Annotated in this window: 24 protein-coding genes; 8 read left to right on the top strand and 16 right to left on the bottom strand. The window is 68.9% G+C overall.

Going from position 1 to position 24,413, the window contains the following annotated elements:
• Positions 1-41 precede the first annotated feature (41 nt).
• Both mnmA and ACIA5H_RS32450 read right to left on the bottom strand, forming a co-directional pair.
• Complete coding sequence (gene mnmA, locus ACIA5H_RS32455; protein ID WP_379253343.1) at positions 42-1,157, bottom strand: tRNA 2-thiouridine(34) synthase MnmA; 1,116 nt, start codon at positions 1,155-1,157, stop codon at positions 42-44.
• Entirely contained in the window at positions 1,157-2,386 is a 1,230-nt protein-coding gene (locus ACIA5H_RS32450) for a cysteine desulfurase family protein (RefSeq protein ID WP_397079626.1), read from the bottom strand. Before ACIA5H_RS32450 ends, mnmA begins: the two co-directional genes overlap by 1 nt.
• Positions 2,387-2,553: 167 nt before the next feature.
• On the opposite strand from ACIA5H_RS32450, the gene ACIA5H_RS32445 reads away from it, so the two are divergent.
• Positions 2,554-2,988 carry a hypothetical protein gene (locus tag ACIA5H_RS32445; protein WP_397079624.1) on the top strand — a complete coding sequence of 145 codons (435 nt, stop codon included), beginning with the start codon at positions 2,554-2,556 and terminating at the stop codon, positions 2,986-2,988.
• A gap of 216 nt (positions 2,989-3,204) precedes the next feature.
• Here the strand turns inward: ACIA5H_RS32445 and ACIA5H_RS32440 are convergent, their stop codons facing one another.
• The 4 genes from ACIA5H_RS32440 to ACIA5H_RS32425 all read right to left on the bottom strand — a co-directional run bounded on the left by ACIA5H_RS32440 (position 3,205) and on the right by ACIA5H_RS32425 (position 7,648).
• Positions 3,205-4,197: an isopenicillin N synthase family dioxygenase gene (locus ACIA5H_RS32440; RefSeq protein ID WP_397079622.1), complete on the bottom strand. Its 993-nt coding sequence runs from the start codon at positions 4,195-4,197 to the stop codon at positions 3,205-3,207.
• A gap of 50 nt (positions 4,198-4,247) precedes the next feature.
• Positions 4,248-5,267 (bottom strand): lysophospholipid acyltransferase family protein, encoded by a 1,020-nt coding sequence (locus ACIA5H_RS32435; protein WP_397079620.1) that lies wholly within the window; start codon positions 5,265-5,267, stop codon positions 4,248-4,250.
• The gene (locus tag ACIA5H_RS32430; RefSeq protein ID WP_397079618.1) at positions 5,264-6,091 is read right to left on the bottom strand and encodes a GNAT family N-acetyltransferase; all 828 of its coding nucleotides are present in this window, start codon (positions 6,089-6,091) and stop codon (positions 5,264-5,266) included. Before ACIA5H_RS32430 ends, ACIA5H_RS32435 begins: the two co-directional genes overlap by 4 nt.
• Before the next feature lie 264 nt (positions 6,092-6,355).
• Complete coding sequence (locus tag ACIA5H_RS32425) at positions 6,356-7,648, bottom strand: NAD(P)/FAD-dependent oxidoreductase (protein WP_355078784.1); 1,293 nt, start codon at positions 7,646-7,648, stop codon at positions 6,356-6,358.
• 112 nt (positions 7,649-7,760) lie between these two features.
• On the opposite strand from ACIA5H_RS32425, the gene ACIA5H_RS32420 reads away from it, so the two are divergent.
• On the top strand, positions 7,761-8,618 hold the full coding sequence (locus tag ACIA5H_RS32420; protein ID WP_355078783.1) for a LysR family transcriptional regulator: 858 nt from the start codon (positions 7,761-7,763) through the stop codon (positions 8,616-8,618).
• Positions 8,619-8,750: 132 nt separating this feature from the next.
• On the opposite strand, the gene ACIA5H_RS32415 is transcribed toward ACIA5H_RS32420, so the two are convergent.
• Complete coding sequence (locus ACIA5H_RS32415; protein ID WP_397079616.1) at positions 8,751-9,017, bottom strand: hypothetical protein; 267 nt, start codon at positions 9,015-9,017, stop codon at positions 8,751-8,753.
• A 6-nt stretch (positions 9,018-9,023) separates the two neighbouring features.
• Positions 9,024-9,722, bottom strand: a complete 699-nt coding sequence (locus ACIA5H_RS32410) for a hypothetical protein (RefSeq protein WP_397079614.1) — start codon at positions 9,720-9,722, stop codon at positions 9,024-9,026.
• A 235-nt stretch (positions 9,723-9,957) separates the two neighbouring features.
• Between ACIA5H_RS32410 and ACIA5H_RS32405 the strand changes: the two genes are divergently transcribed.
• Positions 9,958-10,851, top strand: coding sequence for a helix-turn-helix domain-containing protein (locus ACIA5H_RS32405; RefSeq protein WP_397079612.1), 894 nt, complete (start codon positions 9,958-9,960; stop codon positions 10,849-10,851).
• The gene (locus ACIA5H_RS32400) at positions 10,848-11,057 is read left to right on the top strand and encodes a DUF397 domain-containing protein (protein ID WP_397079610.1); all 210 of its coding nucleotides are present in this window, start codon (positions 10,848-10,850) and stop codon (positions 11,055-11,057) included. The genes ACIA5H_RS32405 and ACIA5H_RS32400 overlap by 4 nt, the downstream gene beginning before the upstream one ends.
• Before the next feature lie 246 nt (positions 11,058-11,303).
• Here the strand turns inward: ACIA5H_RS32400 and ACIA5H_RS32395 are convergent, their stop codons facing one another.
• The 4 genes from ACIA5H_RS32395 to ACIA5H_RS32380 form a co-directional block, all read right to left on the bottom strand.
• Positions 11,304-12,359, bottom strand: a complete 1,056-nt coding sequence (locus tag ACIA5H_RS32395) for a 5-methyltetrahydropteroyltriglutamate--homocysteine methyltransferase (protein ID WP_397079608.1) — start codon at positions 12,357-12,359, stop codon at positions 11,304-11,306.
• A gap of 304 nt (positions 12,360-12,663) precedes the next feature.
• Positions 12,664-12,885, bottom strand: coding sequence for a hypothetical protein (locus tag ACIA5H_RS32390; RefSeq protein ID WP_355078777.1), 222 nt, complete (start codon positions 12,883-12,885; stop codon positions 12,664-12,666).
• 272 nt (positions 12,886-13,157) lie between these two features.
• A complete protein-coding gene (locus ACIA5H_RS32385) occupies positions 13,158-14,114 on the bottom strand; it encodes an electron transfer flavoprotein subunit alpha/FixB family protein (protein ID WP_355078776.1) in 957 nt (318 codons plus the stop codon).
• Between the two features lie 36 nt (positions 14,115-14,150).
• A complete protein-coding gene (locus ACIA5H_RS32380) occupies positions 14,151-14,936 on the bottom strand; it encodes an electron transfer flavoprotein subunit beta/FixA family protein (RefSeq protein WP_355078775.1) in 786 nt (261 codons plus the stop codon).
• Positions 14,937-15,198: 262 nt separating this feature from the next.
• Between ACIA5H_RS32380 and ACIA5H_RS32375 the strand changes: the two genes are divergently transcribed.
• Genes ACIA5H_RS32375 through ACIA5H_RS32365 form a run of 3 tightly spaced genes read left to right on the top strand, consistent with a single transcriptional unit; the run spans position 15,199 to position 18,931 of the window.
• Positions 15,199-16,017, top strand: coding sequence for a class I SAM-dependent methyltransferase (locus ACIA5H_RS32375; RefSeq protein WP_397079605.1), 819 nt, complete (start codon positions 15,199-15,201; stop codon positions 16,015-16,017).
• Positions 16,014-17,681 carry a glycoside hydrolase family 57 protein gene (locus ACIA5H_RS32370; protein WP_355078773.1) on the top strand — a complete coding sequence of 556 codons (1,668 nt, stop codon included), beginning with the start codon at positions 16,014-16,016 and terminating at the stop codon, positions 17,679-17,681. Before ACIA5H_RS32375 ends, ACIA5H_RS32370 begins: the two co-directional genes overlap by 4 nt.
• A complete protein-coding gene (locus ACIA5H_RS32365; protein WP_397079603.1) occupies positions 17,678-18,931 on the top strand; it encodes a glycosyltransferase family 4 protein in 1,254 nt (417 codons plus the stop codon). Before ACIA5H_RS32370 ends, ACIA5H_RS32365 begins: the two co-directional genes overlap by 4 nt.
• Positions 18,932-18,935: 4 nt before the next feature.
• Here ACIA5H_RS32365 and ACIA5H_RS32360 read toward each other — a convergent pair whose 3' ends face one another.
• Positions 18,936-19,481 carry a DUF1697 domain-containing protein gene (locus ACIA5H_RS32360; protein WP_355078772.1) on the bottom strand — a complete coding sequence of 182 codons (546 nt, stop codon included), beginning with the start codon at positions 19,479-19,481 and terminating at the stop codon, positions 18,936-18,938.
• A gap of 33 nt (positions 19,482-19,514) precedes the next feature.
• Complete coding sequence (locus ACIA5H_RS32355; protein WP_355078771.1) at positions 19,515-20,264, bottom strand: acyltransferase; 750 nt, start codon at positions 20,262-20,264, stop codon at positions 19,515-19,517.
• A gap of 232 nt (positions 20,265-20,496) precedes the next feature.
• Between ACIA5H_RS32355 and ACIA5H_RS32350 the strand changes: the two genes are divergently transcribed.
• Entirely contained in the window at positions 20,497-21,795 is a 1,299-nt protein-coding gene (locus ACIA5H_RS32350) for a PQQ-binding-like beta-propeller repeat protein (RefSeq protein ID WP_379253332.1), read from the top strand.
• A 245-nt stretch (positions 21,796-22,040) separates the two neighbouring features.
• Here the strand turns inward: ACIA5H_RS32350 and ACIA5H_RS32345 are convergent, their stop codons facing one another.
• Positions 22,041-23,204 carry a class I SAM-dependent methyltransferase gene (locus tag ACIA5H_RS32345; protein WP_397079598.1) on the bottom strand — a complete coding sequence of 388 codons (1,164 nt, stop codon included), beginning with the start codon at positions 23,202-23,204 and terminating at the stop codon, positions 22,041-22,043.
• A 196-nt stretch (positions 23,205-23,400) separates the two neighbouring features.
• Positions 23,401-24,378, bottom strand: a complete 978-nt coding sequence (locus ACIA5H_RS32340) for a methyltransferase domain-containing protein (protein WP_397079596.1) — start codon at positions 24,376-24,378, stop codon at positions 23,401-23,403.
• Positions 24,379-24,413: the final 35 nt, after the last annotated feature.

Genomic DNA, 24,413 nt, shown 5'->3' with positions numbered 1-24,413 from the left:
CCAGTTTTCCGCACCGGACGACACCGGAGGATGGTGCGGGATCACCGCGCCGCCTCGGCCCCCGTTTCACTCGTGACAGGCTCTTGCGCGGTGGCGGAGATGGTCCCGCTGCCGATCACCTCGTCACCCGCGGGATCCGGACGGTAGACGACCACGGCTTGGCCGCGCGCGACGCCGGTCAGCGGCTCGCGCAGCCGCACGAGCAGTCCGTCGCCCACCGCCTCGGCCACCGCGGGCGCGGTGCCGCCGTGCGCGCGCACCTGCGCCACGCACTCGATCGGGCCCGCGGGCGCGGAGCCGGACGTCCAGATCGCGCGCTCCGCCTCGATCGTCCAGACCTGCAAGTCCTCGGCCGACCCCACGCGGACCGTGCCGGACTCGGGATCGATGCCGGTGACGTACCGCGGCTTGCCGTCGGCGGCGGGACCCGGCAACCCCAGACCCTTGCGCTGGCCGATGGTGAATCCGTGCACGCCCTCGTGCCGCGCGAGCTCCCGGCCGTCGGCGTCGACGACCGCGCCGGGCCGGACGCCGATCTTCGCGCCAAGGAAGGCGCGCGTATCGCCGGAGGGGATGAAGCAGATGTCGTGGCTGTCGGGCTTGTTCGCGACGGCGAGCCCGCGCTCGGCGGCCTCGGCGCGGATCTGCGGCTTGGGGGTGTCGCCCACCGGGAACATCGCGCGCGAGAGCTGCTGCGCGGTCAGCACAGCCAGCACATAGGACTGGTCCTTGTCTGCGTCGACGGCGCGCCGCAGCACACCGTCCTCGAGCCGCGCGTAGTGCCCGGTGACCACGGCGTCGAAGCCGAGCGCCACCGCGCGGTCGGCCAGGGCGGAGAACTTGATCTTCTCGTTGCAGCGCAGGCACGGGTTCGGCGTCTCGCCCGCCGCGTAGGCCGCGACGAAGTCGTCGATGACGTCTTCCTTGAAGCGGTCGGCGAAATCCCAGACGTAGAACGGGATGCCGAGCACGTCGGCGGCGCGCCGGGCGTCACCGGCGTCCTCCTTCGAGCAGCAACCGCGTGATCCGGTGCGCAGCGTGCCCGGTGTCGCCGACAGCGCCAGATGCACCCCGACCACCTCGTGACCGGCGTCGACGGCACGCGCCGCCGCCACGGCCGAATCCACACCACCGCTCATCGCGGCGAGTACCCGCATCAAACACCTCCTCTCGCACCGGCCAGGCCCGCGGCCTTGGCCCGCTCCACCACTTGCGGCAAGACTTTCAGTACTGCGTCGACGTCGGCACGCGTCGAGGTGTGCCCCAGCGAGAAGCGCAGCGATCCGCGCGCCTGCCAGGGTTCGACACCCATCGCGATCAGCACGTGACTGGGCGTGGCGACGCCCGCGGTGCACGCCGAACCGGTCGAGCATTCGATCCCCGCCGCGTCCAGCAGCATCAGTAGCGAATCCCCTTCGCAGCCGGGAAAAGTGACGTGCGCGTTGCCGGGTAGCCGTCGTTCGCCGGCCGGACCGTTGAGCACCGCGTCGGGCGCCGTCGCGCGGATGCCGTCGATCAACGCGTCCCGCAACGCGAGCAGCTCGGCGGTCCTGGCGTGTAGCTCGATCGAAGTCTGGCGCAGCGCGGCGGCCAGCCCGATCGCGGCTGCCGTGTCCGAGGTGCCCGACCGCAGGTCGCGCTCGTGCCCGCCGCCGTGCAGCAGCGGCACGCACGGCACCTGCCTGCCGAGCAGTAGCACCCCGATACCGTGCGGGCCGCCGACCTTGTGCCCGGCGAAGCTGGCCGCGGACAGGCCGCTCGCGGCGAAGTCGATGGGCAGCTGCGCCGCCGCCTGCACCGCGTCGCTGTGCATCGGCACGCCGAATTCGGCTGCGGCGGAAGCGAGTTCGACGATCGGCTGGATCGTGCCGACCTCGTTGTTCGCCCACATGACTGTGACCAGCGCGACCTCGTCGGGATGGGCGGCGAGCGCGGCGCGCAGCGCTCCGGCCGCGACCACGCCCTCGGCGTCGACCGGCAGCCAGGTGACTTCCGCGCCCTCGTGCCGCTCCAGCCACTCCACCGCGTCGATCACCGCGTGGTGCTCGACCGAGCTGGCGATGATCCGGTTCCGGCGTGGATCGGCGTCGCGGCGCGCCCAGAAGATGCCCTTCACCGCCAGGTTGTCGCTCTCGGTGCCGCCGGAGGTGAAGATGACCTCCGAGGGCCGGGCGCCCAGGTCGGCCGCGATCGACTCGCGCGCCTCCTCCAGCAGCCGACGGGCGGCGCGCCCGGAGCCGTGCAACGAGGACGCGTTGCCCGTGCTGCGCAAGGCAGCCGTCATCGCCTCGATGGCCGCGGGCAGCATCGGTGTGGTGGCCGCGTGATCGAGGTAGACCGTCTGGGGCGCAGCACCGTTGACCGGACCCGAAAAAGCCGACTTCATGACCAGTTAAGGATAGCCGTCACCCTCCGCCGGTTATTCCCCCCTGCTCGCCCGCTCGCGCGGGGTCCGTTCACGGACCCGGTTCAGGCTTGAACGCCCTGCGACCGGCGGAATCTCAGGGTTTTCACCTATTGAATGTACCGCTATTTAGCGGTACGTTATTCAGCGTGTTGATCGCCGATCCGTTCCCGTTCCGGGAGTGGATCCGAGGCCGGGACGCCGAGCGGTCGACGCCCGGACGAATCGATAGTGAGGAAGTTCCGATGGACCATCACACCCATGGACGCACGCGACGCGTGCTGGCACGCGCCGCGGTCGCGTCCGTACTCGCCCTGATGCCGGTCGCCGCGGTCGCGGTGCCCGCGCTCGCCGACCCGATCGTGCTCGAGCAGGCCGACCAGCTCGATGCGACCCACGGCCGCCACGGCCACGACGACTGGAATCGCGGCAGGCACAACGACTGGGATCGCGGCCGCAACGACGACTGGTTCCGCGGCCGCAACGACGATTGGTTCCGCGGACGCGACCGCCACGACGACTGGGATCACGGCAGGCCCGGCTGGGACAACAGGTGGCGGCCGCCGACTGGAAGCGGCTTCTGAGGTCTTCCACGATTCACGGGGCGAGCCGACATCGGCTCGCCCCGTACGTCGACCCGGACGCCCGATGCCGACGGTCCCGACCAGCGCGCGATCCCCGCTCGGCCGCCGCGAAGTTGCCCGTCGCGCGTTCGAGCCTTTTGCGGCCCGACACCCTGCGGCGCAGAGCGACCCGCGGCGCACGGCTGCCTCCGGCGACGACAGTCCGCGGCGCGTCCGTCAGTAGGCGCTGATGGCCTCGCCCGGGGTGATGCCGTGGTGCAGCAACGCGACCTCCGGGTGGGCGCGGGTGCGGGACTTCCACGCGTTCGCGCCGTAGGTGTCGAAGATCGGGTTGTCCGGATCGGCCTCGACGCCGCGAGAGCGGGTCGCGAGTTCGGGCGGCAGCTCGATGATCGGGATGGTGGCGTCCAAAGCCGGGTTGAGGAAGAACGGGATCGAGACGCGATCGGTGCCCGGCTCCGGCGCCAGTACGCGGTGCCGGGTGGCGCGCAGATATCCCCCTGTGGCGACTTCCAGCAGCTCGCCGATGTTGACGATGAACGCTCCTGGCAGTGGCGGCACGTCCACCCATTCTCCCGGCGACAGCTCCGCCTGCAGTCCCCGTGAACCCGGCTCGACCAGCAGCAGCGTGAGCACACCCGAATCCTTGTGCGCCCCGACCCCCTGCGGGTTCTGCTCGTTGCCCGGATACCGCACCACTTTGATCAGGGTGGCGGGCAGGTCGGCGAACGCGGCGTCGAAGAGGTCCGCGGACGCGCCGAGGGCCACCGCCCACTGTCGCAGCAGCCGCATGCCCACCTCGGAAAGCGATTCGCTCCACGCTTCGAATACCTCGCGTAGTTCCGGCAGCGCGGACGGCCACAAGTTCGGTCCTTGCAGCCGCCAATACCCCTCCGCGCCGTCGATCACCTTCTGCTCGGGACCGATATCGATCTGCTCGCGCCAGTCCACCTTGCCGTTGGTCAGCTCACCGCCGAGCCGGGAGTATCCGCGGAACTGCGGACTCTTCAGCTGACTGATCTCCTCCTTCGCGGCGGCGGGCAACGCGAAGAACCGCCGCGCGACGGCCACCACCTCGTTCGACCGGTCGGCGGCGATGCCGTGACCGATCAGATAGAAGAATCCGGTCTCGTGTGTGGCCGACAGAAGATCGGCGCGGAACCGTTCCGGATCGCGGTGGGCATCGGCGAGATCGAGAACTGGAAGCATACGAACCACTATCGCGCGTTATGCCGCGCCACGTAGCCCGCGTTCGTCTCCTACCGCACGGCCGCGGTATTGCGGCGCCCGCGCAACATGCGCCGCGGCCTGCGCACCTCCGGGGCTACGGTCGCTACCGACGGGTCCTGCACTCGGGTGTGCCCCGCCTCGATCCATTCCGTGGTTTCGTGGCGCGGCGACGCGGTGCCGCGAACGACGGCTTCGCAGCGGCGGGCCAGTTCGCGCCGGTCGGGGCCGGGTTCCAGCACCGGTTCCAGCACCACTTCGGCGACCATTCCGCGCGAACGCAGCACCCGCCCGGCGGAGGAGCCGAAGGTGTCGACGCCGACGAAAGCGGGCACCGTGCACGGCACACCGTGCCGGTCCAGGTACCGCAACCGCACCGGCTGCACGGGGGTGCCGGTGTCCACCGCCGCCTGGAGCAACGCGGGACGCATGCTGCCGTAGGCGCGGCCACACCATGTGGTGCCCTCGGGGAAGACGCCGATCCGCTCACCGGCGGCCAGCCGCGCTCCGACCGCGGCCACTACGCCCGGCAACTGCCGTAGGCTCTCGCGTTCGATCGGGATCACCCGCATCAACTCGGCGAGTTTGCCGATCATCGGCCAGTCCAGCATGTCGGCGCGGGCCACGAAGCCGAGCGGCTGCACCGAGGCCAGGGCGACGATGTCGGTCCAGCTGATGTGCCCGGTGACGATCAGCACACCCCGGCCTGCGGCGCCGAAACCGGCGGGTGCGAGCGTGGCGTCGCCCTCATCGACGACACCGCGCTCTTCCGCGGTCACCCGGTTGTCGACGACGCGCAACCGCAGGCCGATGGAACCGAGCAGCAGGCGCGCGTAGCCGCGCTGCAACGGCGCGCGCTTGCCGCGCGGGGTCAGCGCGTGCGCGATCGGGTAGCTGAGCAGCAGGCCGGCAACTCCGGCCAGCCGGGCGGCCACCCGCGCCGGGCCGACCTGGTCGATCGAATCGATGCAGCCGGAACCGCAGGGGCTCGACGGCATCCATGCGTGCGCGGCGGACGTGGCGGGTGGCGCGTCGAAGACCACTGTCCTCACCGTCCCCCATCGAACGACGCGGCGGCGTCTTGTAGGCGATTGAGGTAGCGGGTGTTGATGGTGTTCAGCCCGAGCAGCACGACGAAGTCGGCGACCGCGAAGGCGGGATCGTGGGCGGGCTCGCCGCAGATCTCCGCGCCAAGCCGCAGGTAGCCGCGCACCAGCGGGGGCAGCTTCGGCCGCGACGGCGGGGTCAGTTCGTCGAGGGTCTTGCCGTCGACGATCACCGGGTTGTAGGGGTGCACCCGGCGCTCCAGGTCGGAGGAGTGCCGCCCGAGCAGCATGTCGCGCACGCCGCGCACGTTCACTCCGGGCGGGTCGGCCGGGGTGTCCTGCATCGGCACCGACACGCAGCCCATCACCCACTCGTAGCCGGTGAGCTGGATGTAGTGCAGGATCCCCGCCCACATGAGGGTGAGCACCGAGCCGTTGCGGTGGTCGGGGACCACGCACGCGCGGCCCATCTCGACGATCCGCATGCCTTCCGGATCCAGTTGAGCGAGATCGAATTCCGTCGCCGTGTAGTACCCGCCCGCCGCGGCGACCTTGTCCGGCGGCAGCATCCGGTAGCAGCCGACGAATTCCCCGCTGGCGTCGTCGCGTACCAGCATGTGGTCGCAGTGCTCGTCGAAATGGTCGGCGTCCAAACCGGTTCCGTCGTCCGGAATCCGGAAACCCGGCTCGTTGGCGAACACGTCGTAGCGCAGGCGCTGCGCGGCGACGCGGTGATCGAGGTCGGAGGAGACCACCAGCGAGTAACGCGACCGTCCCTCCCCGGAGTCCGTCGGTCGAGCCGGGGCCGTCAGCACGGACGAAATAGTCATATCCACGATGAAGCCAGCCCGACAATGCGCCCCAGCAACCTCGAAGTGTCGCCGCGATGCCGGTTGGGTGAACGAGACGGCTGTCACACCGAGCGTTCACCGAACGGTTCCACCGCGTTCGCCCTCCCGCACCGAAACCGCTTCCGACATGCGGTTTACCGTGCGAATCGCGGTTCGTTCCTGGGCAGCGTGAATGCCGCGCGCACCGTGAATCGCGCCGCCTTTCGATCGTGCGCGACGCGATTCTCAGGTGCGAGAAGCCATTTAAGCGGCTCGACTCTCCGCGGCGAGTACCTTCGGCGCGGTCGCGTCCTCCTCGGCGAAACCGGGGCGCCCGGTGAAGATGAACGCGACCAGCCAGGACGCGACCGCGGCGAAGCGGTTGCGGAAACCGACCAGGTAGAACAGGTGCACCGCGAGCCACATGAACCAGGCGATCACACCGCGGAAGGTGATGCGGTCGTTCAGCTTCGTCACGGCGCTGAACCGGCTGATCACCGCCATGCTGCCCTTGTCCCAGTAGGTGAAGGGCGTGCCGGGCTGCTTCTTGCGGCGGATGATGTCGGCGGCGTGCCTGCCTTCCTGCATGGCCACCGGCGATTGCCCGGGGTAGCCGTTGAGCGAGGTCATGTCGCCGATGGCGTAGATGTCGGCGTAGCCGCCGACGGTGAGATCGGGGTTGATCAGCAGTCGGCCGGCCCGGTCGGTCGCCACGCCCGTGGCCTCGGCCAGGATCTTCGCGAACCCGCCCGCCTGCACGCCCGCCGACCACACCACGGTCTCCGCCGCGATGGCGTGCTCGACCCCGTCGGCGCTCTTGACGGTGACCTTGCCGTGCTCGATGTCGGTGACGAAGGTGCCGAGCAGCACCTCCACGCCGCTGCCGGTCAGCGACTTCTTCGCGTACTCCGACAGCCCGCCGCCGAACGGCGGGAGCACCTCGCCCGCGCCCTCCACGAGCGTGACCGAAACCTCCTGGTGGTAATACCGTTTCGCCAGCTCCTTCAGCTGACCGGCCACCTCGACGCCGGTCGCGCCCGCGCCGACCACGACGAAGCTCAGCAGCTTGCGCTTGGTCTGCTCGTCGGCCTGCGCGGCTTCGGCGAAGACGCGCGCGATCTGGGCGCGCAGCCGCCGCGCGTCGTCGATGGTCTTGAGCGAATAGGTCTTCTCCGCGAAGTCGTCGCGGCCGAAGTAGGACTGGCTCGCGCCGGTGGCCGCGATCAGCGAGCCGTAGCGGATGCGGTGCGAAACGCCCTCGTGTTCGTAGGTGACGATGGCGCGGTCGGGATCGATGCCGACCACGGTGCCGAGGCGAACGTCGGCCTCGCGATGGCGGCGCAGGATGCCCGCGATCGGCGGCGCGATCTCCTCCGATGTGAGCACACCGGTCGCTACCTGGTACAACAGCGGTTGGAACAGATGCTCGGGCGTGCTGGAGATCAGCACATAGTCCACCCCCGACTTGGCCAGTTGCTTGGCGGCGGCGAGCCCGCCGAACCCCGATCCGACAATGACGACACCCGCGGTTTCGATTCCCGCGTCCACGTACTGCATGACAGCCTCCTTCTCTCATTACGAACCGCGATCCGGAGGGCGGATATTTCAGGTGTGTGGGCGCATAATTAAGATGACTCTTATCTCGATTCGTAATTAATTAGGAGGCGCCGTGGAACTTCGGCAGCTCACCTACTTCGTCGCGGTGTGCGAGGAGCTCAGCTTCAGCGGCGCCGCGGCGCGCTGCTTCATCTCGCAGTCGGCGATCAGCCACCAGATCTCCCGGCTCGAACGCGACCTCGGCGTGCAACTGTTCGAGCGCTCGACCCGCTCGGTCGTGCCCACCGACGCCACCGCACGGCTACTTCCCCTTGCGAAACAAATGCTGAGTCTGGAGTCGGCGATCCGCGCCGCCGTGCGGACGGTCGGCCCACGCATCCGGCTGGCCGCGAACATGTCCTTCGCCACCCGCTCGCTGTCGGCCATCGCGGGAGCGCGCGCCGCGCATCCGGAGGCGGAGATCGAGTTCGTCATCAAACCCTTCCGTCAGCGCATCACCGCGGTGACAGACGGCGACTGCGATCTGGCCCTGATCCGCGGCCGCGTCGACCAGCCCGGCCTCGTAGTCGAGCAGCTGTGGGTCGAGGATCTGGTGATCGCCACCTCCAGCGCGCATCCGCTGGCCACGAAGGACACGGTGACCCTGGCGGATCTGGCCTCCTACCCCCTGCTACTCCCCCCGGAGCAGGAACAGGTGTTGCTACACACCGTAATTCGCAACGCGTTCGCCGAACTGCCTACCGGCCCCACCTTCGGACCGCCCATCCCGCCGGACCACACCGCGACGATGGAGCTGATCAACCGGCCCGAGGCGTGGACGGTGCTCTACGCGGAGAGCACGACCGAGGGTCTGGTGGTGCTGCGGCTGGCCGAATCCAAGCTGCGCATCCCCGTGTCGGCGGTCCTGCGCGCCGACGCCCGGCGCTCACCGATCCTGGACACCCTGCTCACCGCACTGCACCGCTGCTGACTCAGGGCTCTAGGGGAAGATTGCGCCCTTGGAACACCACAAGATCGTCGCTGAAGGCGCTTCTTCCCTCCGGGTGGTCTCTTGCTGGAGCGGGACAAGACGCGGTCTGTTACCCGGCCACGACCCACGTGCTCACGTCCGGCCGTCGATGCAGGTGGTGGAAGGTCGACGGCCGGGCAAGAGCTGTGACCAGAAGTCGTGGCGAACCGCGTCCCACAGTCGGGTCAATTCCGGCAGCAGTTCGCGGGCTTGCGCGAGGTCGGGGTAAGAACCGGGGTGGTACGAGGCGATCGGCGTCATGTCGGATGCGTCCCGCACATCCAAGATCGCGATGCGACGGCCTTCCGGTCGCCAGGTAGCCCGAAAGCCCTCGGCTTCGGTGTGATGGATGTCGCGCATTCCGCATCAGTCCCGCTCGCTGCGCGCGACATCGGGCGGACGGGATACCGGCGTTCGGGAATCCGCGACGGAGGCGGTGAGCGCGTCCAGCACATTCAGCAGTGTTCCCAGGTCGGGGCCAGGCGAGACGGGCAGTCGATCGGCGGTTTCGAACGCCAGACCACGAGCGGCGGCACGTTCGCGTGGGCTCGAAACCGGCGGAACGAGCTTGCCCGCCCGCACCAGGCAGCTGAGCGCCAACGCCTTCCGTGGACAGGTGGCGGCACGACAACCTCTGTGCTGCTGCATGATTCGATGCGACTCGGCGATGGTGAGCGGGCGGTCGGGGTGGGTGTGGCCGGGGCCGGTCGCATCAGGCTGAGCGCGCGCCCAAGTCACCGCAGGGCACACCGTTTCGAGGTCGCATGTTTCGCAGACCCGCGCGGGGGTGTTGTCCACGGTGGTCAGGTCGTGGACGACGAGGGCGGCGGCGTGCACGCCGACCGCGACGGCCAGTGCGTATCCGACTGGATCGACTTCGCCTGCCGGGGGCCGGACGGTGGAGAGGTAGTGGAAGCCCAACTGCTCGGCGTGGCGGCGTATTTCGGTCGCATGCCGAGATGTGTGCAGTCTGGAAATGTCGGGTCGTACCAGCCCTAGGGCATTGTGCTTCTGTATCTTCTGCGTGGCGGGTCGGCCGTTCGTGCCGATCTTCTGGGTACGCATCGTTGCTCCCGGATCATCTTGACAGCGTGCGGGTTTCGGATTCGTTGTGCTGAGACGCCCCCTGCGCGGGTTTCCGCCTCGGACGCCGAAAACCAGCACACCACCCGTGACCAGCGGATACGCTCGAAAACGAGCACCCATTCCCGATCGGCTCAATTGCCCAGGACGGTGCTCGGTTCTCGAGCTGAACTTGATCGATTCGCAATCCCGCACGACTCACTTCCAGGAGACCTGCGTGACCAACCCTGATGAAGAAGGCCCGTCATCCACCCTGCCGCGCCGCCAACTCGGACGCTTTCTGCGTGACCGCCGCGAAGCGGCGGGCTTCACCATCGCCGAGGCCGCCAAACTGGTCGATCTGTCCCGGGCGGTACTCCAGCGCATGGAGACCGGACAGATCCAGAAAGTCCGTAAACAGGACGTCCAGGCGCTATGCGAGCTGTACGGCGTTGAGGCCACGGACACCGAAGCGGCAGTGGACCTTGCGGTGCAAGCGAGAACGAAGAGCTGGTATCACGCGTACGGCGGTCTGTACAGCGGCGCTTTCAACATGTATGTCGGACTGGAGGCGGCGGCGCGGCGACTGACCATGTACCACGAGCATGTCCCTGGTCTTTTGCAGACTGCAGACTATGCGCGCGCAGTGATCGGTGCATATCCGGATTTCAGTCGCGAGGACATCGAGCGGCGTGTGGAGCACCGACTGAGGCGACAGAACATCGTCACCCGTAAGACCAAGCCGATCACTCTGGAAGTCTTGCTGCACGAATCGGCGCTCCACCGCATGGTCGGCGGGCCGAAGACCATGTCGGCCCAGCACCGGCACATCGCCGAAATCTCGAAGTTGCCGAACGTCACCGTACGGATACACCCATTCAGCGCGGGATTGACCTGGGGGATGCCGCATAGCCTGTTCATCATCATGGAGTTCGCGTCGAATGCCAAAGGCGTGCCGATCGAACCGCCGATCGTGTACTTGGAGGGAGGGCCGGCGCAGGATGTATACCTGGAGAAAGCCGGGGAGATTCGGCTTTATAGTGAGCTCGCCTCGGGCATCCGGGATGCGTGCCTGGGTGAAGTGGAATCGCGAGACCTGCTCCGGCGGGTGGCAAGGAGTTACGAGCGGTGAACAGTGACCTATCCGGGGCGAAATGGTTCAAGAGCAGCCGCAGCGAGAGTGGTTCGCAATGCGTCGAAGTGGCATGGCTCCACAGCGGCATGATCGGCGTCCGGGACAGCAAGAACCCGACCGGCCCAGCATTGGTGTTCGCACCAGGTGAGTGGGACGCCTTCACCACAGGCGTGCAGGTCGGCGAATTCGACCGCCCCGCCTGACGAGAACTCGCAACGACTAACGGAAACGACCGGCCCCGCACCGCCCACCACACGGCCGGAGCGGGGCCGCTCCCTTGCGTACATCGAGTCCTTTTCGGCGAAAGAGCGAGATCGGCAAGGGGCTCCCCTACAGCGCAGCGACACTGCTGCGCATCTGCGCTGAACCATCCGGCAACCGCAATCCGACTTCTCGCCGGACGAACCGGCCCCGGTCCAACCGGGGCCGGTCGCACGAGTCACCGCAATTCAGATGCCCAGTTCCGTCGCCGCCAGCGCCGTGCCCTCGATACGCGCACGGATCTTGGCGAACGCGGTCTCCCGCGAGGTGGAGGTGTCGTCGGCGAACGGCGAGAAGCCGCAGTCGTCGCAGGTGCCCAACCGATCGACGGGCAGGTAGCGGGCGGCGAGCAGCACCCGGTCGCGGACCTGTTCGGGTGTCTCGACCTGCGGGTCGATCGGGTCGGTGACACCGATGAACACCCGCGCCTCGGCGGGCAGGTGCTCGGCGACCACGGCGAGCACCTTCTCCGGATCCGGCTCGCTCGCGAACTGGAGGTAGAACGCGCCCACCCGCAGTTGCAGCAGCTTCGGCAGCAATTCGACGTAGTCCACGTCCAGGCTGTGCGTGGAGTCCTGGTCGCCGCCCGGGCAGGTGTGCACGCCGATCCTGGCCCGCTCCTCGTCCGAGAACCGGTCGAGCACTGTGTTGTTCAGCTCGATGAACTGGTCGAGCACGCCGCCGCTGGGATCCAGTTTGAGCGACAGCCGCCCCTCGGTGAAGTCGAGCTGCACCAGGTGTGCACCCGCCTCCAGGCAGCCGCGAATGTCGGCCTCGGCCGCGTCCGCGAGATCGGCGAGGAACTGCTCGCGCGGATAACCCTCGATCCCGTCGGCCGGATACAGCAGGCTCAGCGCCGACGGCGCGATCACGGCCTGCTTCACCGGAACGGTGGCGTGCTGCTGCGCGTCGCGCAGATAGTCCGCCGCGTGCGCGGCATAGCGGAACGGACCGGAGGCCAGCCGGGGCAGCTGTCTCTGGTGTCCGTCGGCGAACGGGATGATCGCCCCGTCCGGGGCCAGATTATCGAGCCCGGCAATCGGATAGGTGGCGAAGCTCGGCTTGGACTGCTCGCCGTCGGTGACGACGGGAGAGCCGAGTTCTTCCAGCTTGCGCACGGTCTCGGCGACCGCGCTCCGCTGGAGTTCGGCGAGCGCGGTGGCGTCGCCGGATTCGTCGGCCATAGCGGCCAACAGATCGTGAGGTCGAGGGATGCTACCGATCGGTTCCGTTGGGATGCTCACCGGCCGAGTGTAAGTCCGCCACCCGCATCGCCGACGCGAAATCGCCTGCACCGTAATTTCTTTCGCAGCGGTCACGATTTTCGCTCACCTGGCCTCTAGAGTTCGCCTCTCGACAGGCCATCATCGGTCTCACGCTCGAGTTCGGGCGGCTGGACCAGGCCGAATGGCAGTCGGAGGCGGACGTTTCGGCGGTGGTCGAAAAACGGAACAGGACCACCGCTCGACGCGGTGGTCCTGAGGTCGTACGACAGATCGTGCGGCGAGGGCGGTGCAGACCAAAATCAGCCCGCCCTCACCACTTCGATCAGCGGAAGATGCCCATCCGCCAGCCGTTTCCTGCGGCCTTGCAGCTGTAATGGGGGACGTTGATGTCGCCCTCGGAAACGCGCCGCGCCTCCTCTCGCTTCGCGGCGGCCAGGCATTCCTTTTCGTTCGGATACACCTCTGCCTGCGCCGCAGGCGCCAAGGCGATCAGTGCCCCCGTGGCCAGCGCGCCCATCAGCAGTCCCGTAACCGTCTTCTTCATCTCTGATCCCCTAGTGTCGATGACTCCCCCCCTTCGGGGGATTTGACGCCAATGAAACTAGCAAGCAACGCAGGAGATCGGCGAATGGAGTCGTCAACCGTGCCGATCACGAGCAGCGCCGGGCCATCTGACCGGTTATGCCACTGCACCCCAACCGATCACACGGCGCATGGGTGGGCAGTGGAAGTGCTGCCGCAGCAGACTGACCAACTCAGCGAAAGGCGGCCCCGGCCTCTGAAGGTCGGGGCCGCCTTTCGACCGGCCGAAGGGTGTCAGCCCTTGTGCGTCTTGACCGCTTCGGTCAGCTGCGGCGCGACGTTGAACAGGTCGCCCACGATGCCGTAGTCGGCGATCTCGAAGATCGGCGCCTCTTCGTCCTTGTTGACGGCGACGATGGTTTTCGAGGTCTGCATGCCCGCGCGGTGCTGGATCGCGCCCGAGATGCCGAGGGCGATGTACAGCTGCGGGGAGACCGTCTTACCGGTCTGGCCGACCTGGAACTGGCCCGGGTAGTAGCCCGAGTCGACGGCGGCGCGCGAAGCGCCCACGGCCGCGCCGAGCGAGTCGGCCAGGGCCTCGACCACCGAGAAGTTGTCGGCGGAACCGACGCCGCGGCCACCGGAGACCACGATGCTCGCCTCGGTGAGTTCCGGGCGGTCACCGCCGACGACCGGCTCGCGCGAGGTCACCTTGACCACGCCCTCTTCCTGCGCGGGCACCTCGACGGTCACCTTCTCGCCTGCGCCGGCCTGCGCGGAGGCCTCGACGGCGCCCGGGCGGACCGAGATCACCGGGACATCGCCGGTGACCTTGGCGTCGACGGTGAACGCGCCACCGAAGATGGAGTGCACGGCGGTGCCGTCGGACTTCACGTCGATGACGTCGACCAGCAGACCGGAGCCGATGCGGGCGGCCAGGCGACCCGACACCTCCTTGCCCTCGGCGCTGGCGGCGACGATGACGGCGGCGGGCGAGACCGACTCGGTCAGCGCGGCCAGCACGTCGACCTTCGGGGTCACCAGGTAGTTCTCCACATCGTCGGACTCGGCGATGTAGATCTTCTCGGCGCCCGCGGCGGCCAGGGCGTCGGCCAGCTTCTCGCCGGTGCCCGCCGTGCCGAGCACGACGGCGGCGGGCTCGCCAAGGGCGCGAGCGGCGGTGAGCAGTTCGGTGCTGACCTTCTTGATCGCACCCTCGGCGTGCTCGACGAGCACGAGTACTTCAGCCATGTGTTCTCTCCTAGGAAGTCTGCAGCGCTACCGAGATCAGATGATCTTCTGGCCGATCAGGTACTGGGCGATCTTGGTGCCGCCGTCGCCTTCGTCGGCGATCTTCTCGCCCGCGGTGCGCGGAGGCTTCGGCGTGGCGGCGGTGACGGCGGAACCCGCGTTCGCGACGCCAACGGTCGAGGGGTCGACGCCCAGGTCGGCCAGCGTGAAGGTCTGCACTTCCTTCTTCTTCGCGGCCATGATGCCCTTGAAGGACGGGAAACGCGGCTCGTTGATCTTCTCGGTGACGCTGACGATGGCGGGCAGCGAGGCCTCCAGCTTGAACACGCCCTCGTCGGTCTCGCGCTCACCGGTGATCTTGTCGCCGTCGACGACCAGCTTGCGCAGGTGCGTCAGCTGCGGCAGGCCGAGGTACTCGGCGATGATCGCGGGCACCGCGCCCGCGCGGCCGTCGGTGGCCTCGTTGCCCGCGATGACCAGCTCGACACCCTCGACCTGACCGAGCGCACTCGCCAGCACCCACGCCGTCTGCACGGCGTCGGAGCCGTGGATGGCCGGGTCGTTGATGTGGATGGCCTTGTCGGCGCCCATGGACAGCGCCTTGCGGATGGCCTCGGTGGCGCGGTCCGGACCGGCGGCCAGCACGGTGACCTCACCGCCCTGGGCCTCCTTGATCAGCAGCGCCTCTTCGACGGCGCGCTCGTTGATCTCGTCGAGGACGGCGTCGGCGGCCTCGCGATCGAGCGTGAAGTCACCATCGGTGAGCTTGCGCTCGGACCAGGTGTCGGGAACCTGCTTGATGAGTACGACGATGTTCGGCATCGGTCTTCGTCGACCTCCTGTTCTGGTTACACGTATGTGGTGGTCGCACGAACTGCGCCGTACGCCCGGGTGGGTGGCTCAGGCCGTGACATTACCTTACGTTAAGTTACCCGTGGGTAACTTAGTGGCTTCTCTCTCACAATTGGTTACCACGCACTACAGTGCGCGGTTCCGGCGACCCCTTTCCCGGCGAGCGAAGCCGCACTCCGGGGCAGCCGGGTGGGGTATGCCCCGCGGATGCGGTGCCAGTAACGTCGGAGTGATGAGCGAGGCTGTGATCCCTGCCGCAGTGGACGACCCGTCCGGCATCACCGTGGCATCCGAGACGAGCACCAGCGCCGTCGAACCACTGCCGCTGACCGGCGAGCGCACCGTTCCGGGCATCGCCGAGGAGAACTACTGGTTCCGCAGGCACGAGATCGCCTACGCCCGTCTGCTGGACCGTTGCGCCGGAAAGACCGTGCTGGAGGCGGGTTCCGGCGAGGGCTACGGCGCCGACATGATCGCCGGCGTGGCCACCAAGGTGATCGGCGTCGACTATGACACCGGCGCCGTCGAACACGTGCGCGTGCGCTACCCCCGCGTGGAGATGCTCCACGGCAACCTCGCCGAGCTGCCGCTGGAGGACGCCTCGGTCGACGTCGTGGTGAACTTCCAAGTGATCGAGCACCTTTGGGATCAGGCCCAGTTCCTGCGCGAATGCCTGCGCGTGCTTCGCCCCGGCGGTGAGCTGCTGATCAGCACCCCCAACCGGATCACCTTCTCGCCCGGTCGCGACACTCCGCTCAACCCGTTCCACACGAGGGAACTCAACGCGGCCGAGCTGACCGAACTGCTGGTCGAGGCCGGATTCGAGGTGCCGGAGATGATCGGCGTGCACCACGGGCCCGGCCTGAAAGCGTTGGACGCCAAGCACGGCGGGTCGTTCATCGACGCGCAGATCGAACGCGCGCTGGCCGGGGAACCCTGGCCCGCGGAACTCACCGCGGACGTCGCGAGCGTCACGGTGGACGATTTCGAGTTGCTGGCCACGAACATCGACGCGAGCCTGGATCTGATCGCCATCGCGGTGAAGCCTTGACCGATCGCGGTACCGTGCCCGGCGGGCACGCGGCAAGTCCCGTGCCGGGCCAGTTCACCTTGGTCCTGCACTCCCACCTGCCCTGGCTGGCACATCACGGTCGCTGGCCGGTCGGCGAGGAATGGCTCTACCAGTCCTGGGCCGCCTCCTACCTGCCCGTCGTCGAAGTGTTGCGAACCCTTGCGGCCGAAGGTCGTTCGCATCTGCTCAGCCTCGGTATCACACCGGTGCTCGCGGCCCAGCTGGACGACCCGCACTGCCTGGCGGGCATGCACCACTGGCTGGGCAACTGGCAGCTGCGCGCCGACGAAGCCGCCATGGCGGGCAATGTCGCGCTGGGCAGGCACGAGCACCGCCTGGCCGCCGCCGCCCTGGCCGAGTTCGAGCAGTACTGGCGGCACGGCGCCGCGCCGGTCTGGCGCGCGCTCGTCGACGCGGAGGCCATCGAACTGCTCGGCGGCCCGCTGGCCCACCCGTTCCAGCCGCTGCTGGACCCACGGCTGCGCCAGTTCCAGCTCACCGAGGGCCTGGCGGACGCGCGACACCGCTGGGGCCACACACCGACCGGCATCTGGGCGCCGGAATGTGGCTACACCCCCGGCATGGAGGTCGGCTACGCCGCCGCGGGTGTGACGCATTTCATGGTCGACGGCCCCGCGCTGCGTGGCGATACCACGCTCGGCCGACCGGTCCGGGATTCGGACGTGGTCGCGTTCGGGCGCGATTTGCAGGTGAGTTACCGCGTGTGGTCACCGAAATCCGGCTATCCCGGGCACGGCGCCTACCGTGACTTTCATCACTATGACCACGCCACAGGTCTCAAACCCGCGCGGGTCACCGGCAAGACCGTCGCGGGCCCGGACAAGGCTCCCTACGATCCGGAACTCGCCGCCGCGGCCGTCGTCCGGGATGTGGACGACTTCGTGCGGACGGTGCGCGAGCGGTTGATCTCCGAGTCCGAGCGGATCGGCAGGCCCGCCCTGGTCGTCGCCGCGTTCGACACCGAACTGTTCGGCCACTGGTGGCACGAGGGCCCGCAGTGGCTGGCGCAGGTACTGCGGGCGCTGCCGGAGGCGGGCGTCACCGTGGGCACCCTCGCCGACGCCCGAGCGCGCGGCTACCTGGGCGAACCGGTGCCACTGGCCGACTCGTCCTGGGGTTCGGGCAAGGACTGGCGGGTGTGGGCGGGCGAACAGGTGCGCGACCTGGTCGAGCTCAACGACGACATCGTGCGGCTGACCCTGGACACCGTCGACAAGATGCGCGCCGCCCAGGGCGGCGCACCCGGACTCCGCGATCACGTCGCCGATCAGCTGCTGCGCGAAGCGATCCTGACCGTCTCCAGCGACTGGGCGTTCATGGTCAGCAAGGACTCCGCCGCGGGGTACGCGCGCGACCGCGCGCACCGCCATGCCCACGCCGTCCGGGAAATCGCCGCGGCCGTCGGGGCGGGCCAACTCGCGAAAGCACGGCAGTTGGCGGCAGGATGGGGGGCAGCTGACGGACTCTTCCCCGGCGTGGACGCGCGACGACTCACCTCCGCGGGGTCCGTACCCAGCGCCACCGGGGCAGTATCCGCCGCCGAGCCAGGCCCGGACTCCGCCACCGCGGACCACGGACCGGTTCCGGCGGACCCGGGCTCGGCCGCAGAAGGACTTGCATGAAGATTTTGATGGTGTCGTGGGAGTACCCACCCGTCGTGGTCGGCGGGCTGGGTAGGCACGTGCATCACCTCGCCGTCGAACTCGCCGCGGCCGGCCACGAGGTGGTCGTCCTGTCCCGGCGCCCTTCCGGCACCGACGCCTCCACCCATCCCACGCACTCCTACATCGCCGAAGGCGTGCTGGTGGTCGCGGTCGCCGAGGACCCGCCGGTGTTCGACTTCGGCGAGGACATGCTCGCCTGGACGCTGGCCATGGGACACGCCATGGTGCGCGCGGGCGTCGCCCTCGGGAAGCCCGGCATCGGCGACGGCTGGATGCCGGACGTGGTGCACGCGCACGACTGGCTGGTCGCCCACCCCGGCATCGCCCTGGCCGAGTACTACGACGTGCCGCTGGTGTCGACCATCCACGCCACCGAGGCCGGGCGGCACAGCGGCTGGGTCGCGGGCAAGGTCAACAAGCAGGTGCACTCGGTGGAGTGGTGGCTCGCCAACGAGTCCGACGCGCTGATCACCTGCTCGTCGTCCATGCAGGACGAAGTCGAGCGGCTCTACGGTCCGGAGCGGATCCCGATGACGGTGATCCGCAACGGCATCGACGTGGGCGCGTGGACTTTCCGCCCGCGCGCGCCGCGCAGCGGTCCGCCCCGGCTGCTGTACGTGGGCAGGCTCGAGTACGAGAAGGGCGTGCAGGACGCGATCGCCGCGCTGCCGCGCATCCGCCGCGCCCACCCCGGCACCACCCTGACCGTCGCGGGCGTCGGCACCCAGTTCGAGTGGTTGCGCGAGCGCGCCCGAGTGCACCGCGTCGCCCGCGCGGTGAACTTCGCCGGTCAGCTCGACCACGCGGAACTGCTCGGCTGGCTGCACGGCGCCGACGCGATCGTGCTGCCGAGCCGATACGAACCGTTCGGCATCGTCGCGCTGGAGGCGGCCGCTGCGGGCACCCCGCTGATCACCTCGACGGCGGGCGGCCTGGGCGAGGCCGTGATCGACGGCGTCACCGGCGCCTCCTTCGCGCCCGCCGACGTCGACGGCTTGGTCGAGGCGGTCCGCGCCACCCTCGACGACCCCGCCGCCGCGCAGCAGCGCGCCTACGCCGCCCGGGAACGGCTCACCGCCGACTTCGCCTGGGACGTGGTGGCCGCCGAGACCGCTCAGGTGTACCACTCGGCCAAGCGGCGGGTGCGCAACCCGTTGGGCCGCCCGTCCATCGTGGAACGCCCGCTGCCGGAACGCGATCCGAAGTAGCCCGCTAAGCCGCCAGTTTCTTGACGACGCGCTCGATCGTGAGCCAGGTGCGGGTGGTGATGTCCTTGCCGTATGTCTTCTCCAGCCAGGCCATGAAGTCGGGCGTCTTGCCCGGCTGACTGTTGTCGATGACCGCGAGGAAGGCACGGGCCGCCTCGTCGTAGCCCACGACCCGGGTGAGCGGGTCCGGCCGCTCGGGCAGGGTTGCCGGAGGCTCGGCCGTGTCCTTGAGGAACGTGGCGATCAGATACGTGCCGCGTCCGTGGGTCAGGCCGTGGAAAGGGTCGGTGTCCAGCAACGCGCGCAGCTCGTCGTGGCTGCGGATGATCGTGCCGCCGCCGATGCCCAATTCCTGGACCAGCGCCTGCTGGATACGCTCCTCGAGCGCGGGCACGTCGGTCTCCGCGCTGCGGAACACGATGTTGCCGCTGGTCAGCACCGAACCGACGCCCTCGAATCCGAGCGATTCGAACACCGCGCGCAACTTCGCGTTGCTCATGTTCGGATTGCTCGGCATGATCCCGCGCAACAGGGCGGCGTAGGCAGTCATAGCGCGAACCTACCCGCCCGCACCGACGAACTCTCAGGCGTTCTGCGCGGCACCGTTCTTCTTACGCGCGATGTCCTCCAGCGCGGCAAGGTATTCGGCGCGCTGCTCGGCGCCCGCCTCCCAGGCCGCCTTGCGGTTCTTGACCACCTTGGCCGGCGCGCCGACGGCGATGCTGAAGTCCGGGATCTCGCCCTTGACCACGGCGTGCGCGCCGAGCACGCAGCCGCGCCCGACGCGGGTGTCGCGCAGCACGGTCACCTTGGCCGCGATCCAGGTGTCGGGGCCGATGCGCACCGGGCTCTTCACGATGCCCTGGTCTTTGATCGGCACGTTGATGTCGTCCATCTTGTGGTCGAAGTCGCAGATGTAGCACCAGTCGGCGACCAGGGTCGATTCCCCGATCTCGATGTCGAGGTAGGTGTTGACCACGTTGTCCTTGCCGAACACCACCTTGTCGCCGATGCGCAGCGAACCCTCGTGGCAGCGGATCGCGTTGCCGTCGCCGATGTGCACCCAGCGGCCGATCTCCATGCGGCTCAGTTCCGGCGTGGCGTGGATCTCGACGCGGCGCCCGAGGAAGACCATGCCGCGCAGCACGATGTGCGGGTTGGCCAGGCGGAACTTGAACAGCCGGTAGTAACGCACCAGATACCAGGGCGTGTAGGCCCGGTTCGCGAGCACCCAGCGCAGCGACGCCCGCGTCAGAAAACGCGCCTGCTGCGGATCCCGGCGGCGCGATCCCCGCCAGCGCGAGCGCAACGGTGCGCCCCACATGCTCGTCACGAACGGTTCTCCTGTCGTGGTCCTACCGGCCGTCGCCCGCCTCGGCGGCGACGGATAGAGCCTATCGCCCGTGGCGAGCATCGCGACGAGCACCCGCTACGACAACGCCGGGACTCGTTCACCCGCGCAAAGGCCTCCCGTACAGTGACTCCTGCGCCGGACAGGGCGCGGGTGCGAGCCAACGACGACAGGAGTACGGCAGGTGCGAAGCGGCGGCGTACTGGCTACTTCCATGTGGCGACCGTCCCGGAAACGCGCCGCGGTCGTGCTGGCCGCGGTCGGCGCGCTGACGCTGGCCGGTTGCGGCACCGACTACGACGACATCACCGTCGGCACCGGCAAGGGCTGGACCGCCGCCTACCACGACGGCCGCAACAGCGGCACCGCTCCGGTCACCGGGTCGCGGAAGCTCGGACTGAGCTGGCAGCGGCCGGTCGGCGGACCGATCGCACAGCCGATCACGCTGGGGCCCGACGGGCAGCTGTTCGTCACCACGCGCCTGGCGAACTGCTCGATCTTCTCCTTCCAGATGGCTACCGGCCGCAAGCGGTTCTGCAACGCCCTCGGCCCGAGCGCGATCTCCTCGCCGTCGGCGGTCGACTGGATGTCCAATGTCTACATCGGCGACGACAGCAGGGTGATCTCCTTCAACTACCTGGGGCAGCCGCGGTGGGCGACGCCCGTGGCCGGAACGCCGGTCTCGGTGCAGTTCACCGGGGACGGCAAACTGCTGACGATCAGCCAGTCCGGTCAGGTCGACGTGCTGTCCAGGCAGACCGGCGACCGGGCGGTTCCGAGCGTGCAGTTGCTCGGCGAACCGGACTTCCTCGCGCACGCGGGCCTCGGCTGGCCGGACGCGGGCCAGGGGCTGGACGACTGCGCCACCGGAGGGCCGCACTGCCCGGTCGCGAACATCTCCCCCATCGACGCCGCCAGTGGCCGTTTCTACGTGACGTTGTGGCAGCCGGGGCGGCCTGCCGCGTCCCTCGTCGCGCTGCGCTACACCGGCGCGAAGGTCGCGCGGGAGTGGAGCGCCGAGTTGTTGCTCGGTGGCAGCGCGACCAGTCCGGCCCTGTCCGCCGACGGCGGCACCGTCTACGTCGGCGACAACAACAACCGCCTGATCGCGCTCGACACCGTTGACGGGCGGACCAAGTGGGTGCACCGGCTGGATTGGACTCCGCGCGGCGGCATCTCGGTGTCCGACGACGGCCTGATCATCCCGTCGGGCGAGGAAGGCTACCTGCTCGCACTGCGGGACAACGGCGACACTGTCGAGACGGTTTGGGAACGTAAGGATCTGGCGCTGCGCGGCCCTGCGGCGCAGACGGCGGGCGACACCGGCTACGTCACCGCGGCGATCGGCGACGGCCTGAACCTCGTCACCTTCGACACGCGGACCGGAACCACCATCGATTCCGACGTCCTCCCGGGCGCGAAGGGTACGACCACCGGTACGTCGGTCGGCGCGAAGGGTGAGGTCGTGGTCGCCACCCGCATCGGCGAGATCTTCGCGTTCACACCGGAGTAGCGCCCGGTCGCGAGGTCCGGGTGCGGTGCCCGCTGGAGCGGCCCGCGCGCGGAGGCCAGCCGGGCAGACTCGTTTCGGATACCGGGCCCGCAGTGCAGACACTGATCCGCGCGGGCGACGCGGCCGGTAGAGTCGCCAATCTTCGGCAGCGATCTGCCCGCACAGCCGACGGACCAACGGTGGCCGACGCCGCACGGCTCGTCGTCGCGGGACTTCCGGCGGAGGGCACGATTCGCCCCGGATGGTCACGGGGTGACACAGAGGAAGACCGTCGCGCTACGGCCTATGCGAGTGATCACCAGCGTATGCGGTTGACTGCCACGGGGTTTGAGGCGCGATCGGAGGGCATCGGGGTCGATGTCGACACCCCGGGCGAGGATTTCGAGGGGGCCGCAGTCACGGCGATGCAGTTCGGCGCGGAGGGCCTTCTCGCGGAAGTCCATGCGGTCGAGGACGCGGAAGCCACGTACTCCCTCGGGCACGGTATCGCCGGTGAGATAGGCGATGCGGGGATCGAGTTGCCACAAGCCGTTTTTCGCGGCGTAGTGGCGGACGAGACCGGCGCGCACGACCGCGCCGTCCGGGTCGACGATCCACTGCCCCGGCGGGCGCTCGTCGATGATGTCGGGTTCGGCGTCGGTGATAGTCCAGGCGGCGGCCTTGGAGGAGAGCACCGTGGCACGACGGGTGACGCCGGGCTCGGTGAGTCCCGACGACCAGAGGCACGCCTCGCGCACGGAGCCGTCGAGCGACACCACCTCCACCTCGCCGGGCCAGCCGAGACGGTCGAAATCCAAACCGGGAGCGCACTTCACAGCGAGATCGCGCCCACGATAGGCGTCGAGCAGATCCGGCAGTGGCGGTTGCAGTTTGGCCAGGTCGTGGGTGCGGCGGCCGTCGGCGCGCCGGGCCGGGTCGGCGGTCACGACGGTGTCGACACTGCACGGCGTCAGCGCATCCGCCTTGGCCAGCAAGACATTCCGATGACCGGACAGATTGCGGGACGCCATCGCCAACCGTACGTCGTCCAGATCGCTGCCGAGCACGGCGGGACAGTGCGGCGCCAGGGCCGCCAGCTCCGCGCCGATCGAACAGGTCACGTCGTGCACCGCCCGCCCGGCCAGGCGCGCGGCCCGGTGCCTGGCGACGGCGGTCGGGGTCGCCTGCTGCAAGGCGTCGTCGGTGAACAACCACTCCCCCGCGTCGGCCAGTTTGGCCGTGGCGCGGCGGCGCAACCGGACCGTCTCGACCAGCGCCGCGGCGCGGTCACCATAGGCGCCGCGCACCTGCTCGAGATCCTTCAGCAGGGACACGGACGTCAGCGCCAGGCGATCCACATCGGCCAGTGCGGCCCGACCGGTCGCGCTACCCAGGTACCCGACGTCGTCGCGGGTGAAGAGATAGCCCACTATCGGTCCCGCATCGGGATCGAGTCGACCCGCCTGATTCCGGCGATCGTGATCGTGCCGGTTCGGATCGTGGAAGACCGAGCCCGGTCACGGCATTCGAACCGGCGCGGCGACATGGGCTCGTGTACACCCACCGCGGCAGCCCCGATGGCGCTGCCGCGATGAGCGATGCGGTCGCGACAGGTATCGCGCGCCACTACTTTCCGGCGGAGGTGGGCTTCACGCCGGTGATCATGGCGTTGTAGAAGAACTGGCGCGGGACGACACGGCGCATGACGTTCTCGTCCACCCAGCTCAGTCCCAGCCAGGCGCGGTACATCGCCATCCGGTAGCGCCAGGTGAGCTTCTCGGCGGGGACCGCGGCCTCGAAGGTGCGCACGGGCCAGCCCCACAGGGCGGCCGCGAACTCCTCGGTCTTGGCCGCCACCTCGACGGCGCCCGCCGAGCGAGCCATCGACTCCAGGGCGCGCGGATCGAAGGTGTGCAGGTCGACGACGGCCTCGAGGGCCGCCGCGCGCGAGGACTCGTCCAGCTCCTCCTGCGGACGCCGCCAGTCGCTGAGCATCGGCAGCTTGGTCACCGTGGTGGTGGCCTTCCACGTGATGCGGCCCAGCCAGCGGGCGTAGAAGTTGCCGACCGTGGTCGGCTCACCGGCGAACACGAAGCGGCCGCCCGGCTTCAGCACGCGCAGGCACTCCTTGAGCGCCAGCTCGACGTCGGGGATGTGGTGCAGCACCGCGTGGCCGACCACCAGATCGAAGGTGTCGTCGTCGTAGGGGATGGTCTCCGCGTCGGCGACCCGGCCGTCCACGTCCAGGCCGAGGTTCTGCGCGTTGCGCAGCGCCACCTTCACCATGCCCGGCGACAGGTCGGTGACCGAGCCCGATTTCGCCACGCCCGCCTGCATCAGGTTCAGCAGGAAGAATCCGGTACCGCAGCCCAGTTCGAGCGCCTTGCCGTAGGGCAGCGGCGCGGGACCGACGGCCAAGTCGAACCGGCCGCGCGCGTATTCGATACAGCGCTCGTCATAGGAAATGGACCATTTGTCGTCATAGGTCTCGGCTTCCCAGTCGTGGTAGAGCACCTGGGCCAGCTTCGGATCCTTGAGCGCTGCTTCGACCTCTGCCTCGGTGGCGTGCGGGTTCGGCGCGGGGTCGTCGGGACGTACCGTCATGGTCGGCAAGCCTACCCAAATCCGCAGTTGACGCC

It is taken from the genome of Nocardia sp. NPDC051900 (genome assembly GCF_044452545.1).
Lineage (GTDB): Bacteria > Actinomycetota > Actinomycetes > Mycobacteriales > Mycobacteriaceae > Nocardia > Nocardia sichangensis.
The sequence above is the reverse complement of the archived record's forward strand: the minus strand, read 5'-3'. Positions and strand labels throughout refer to the sequence as shown.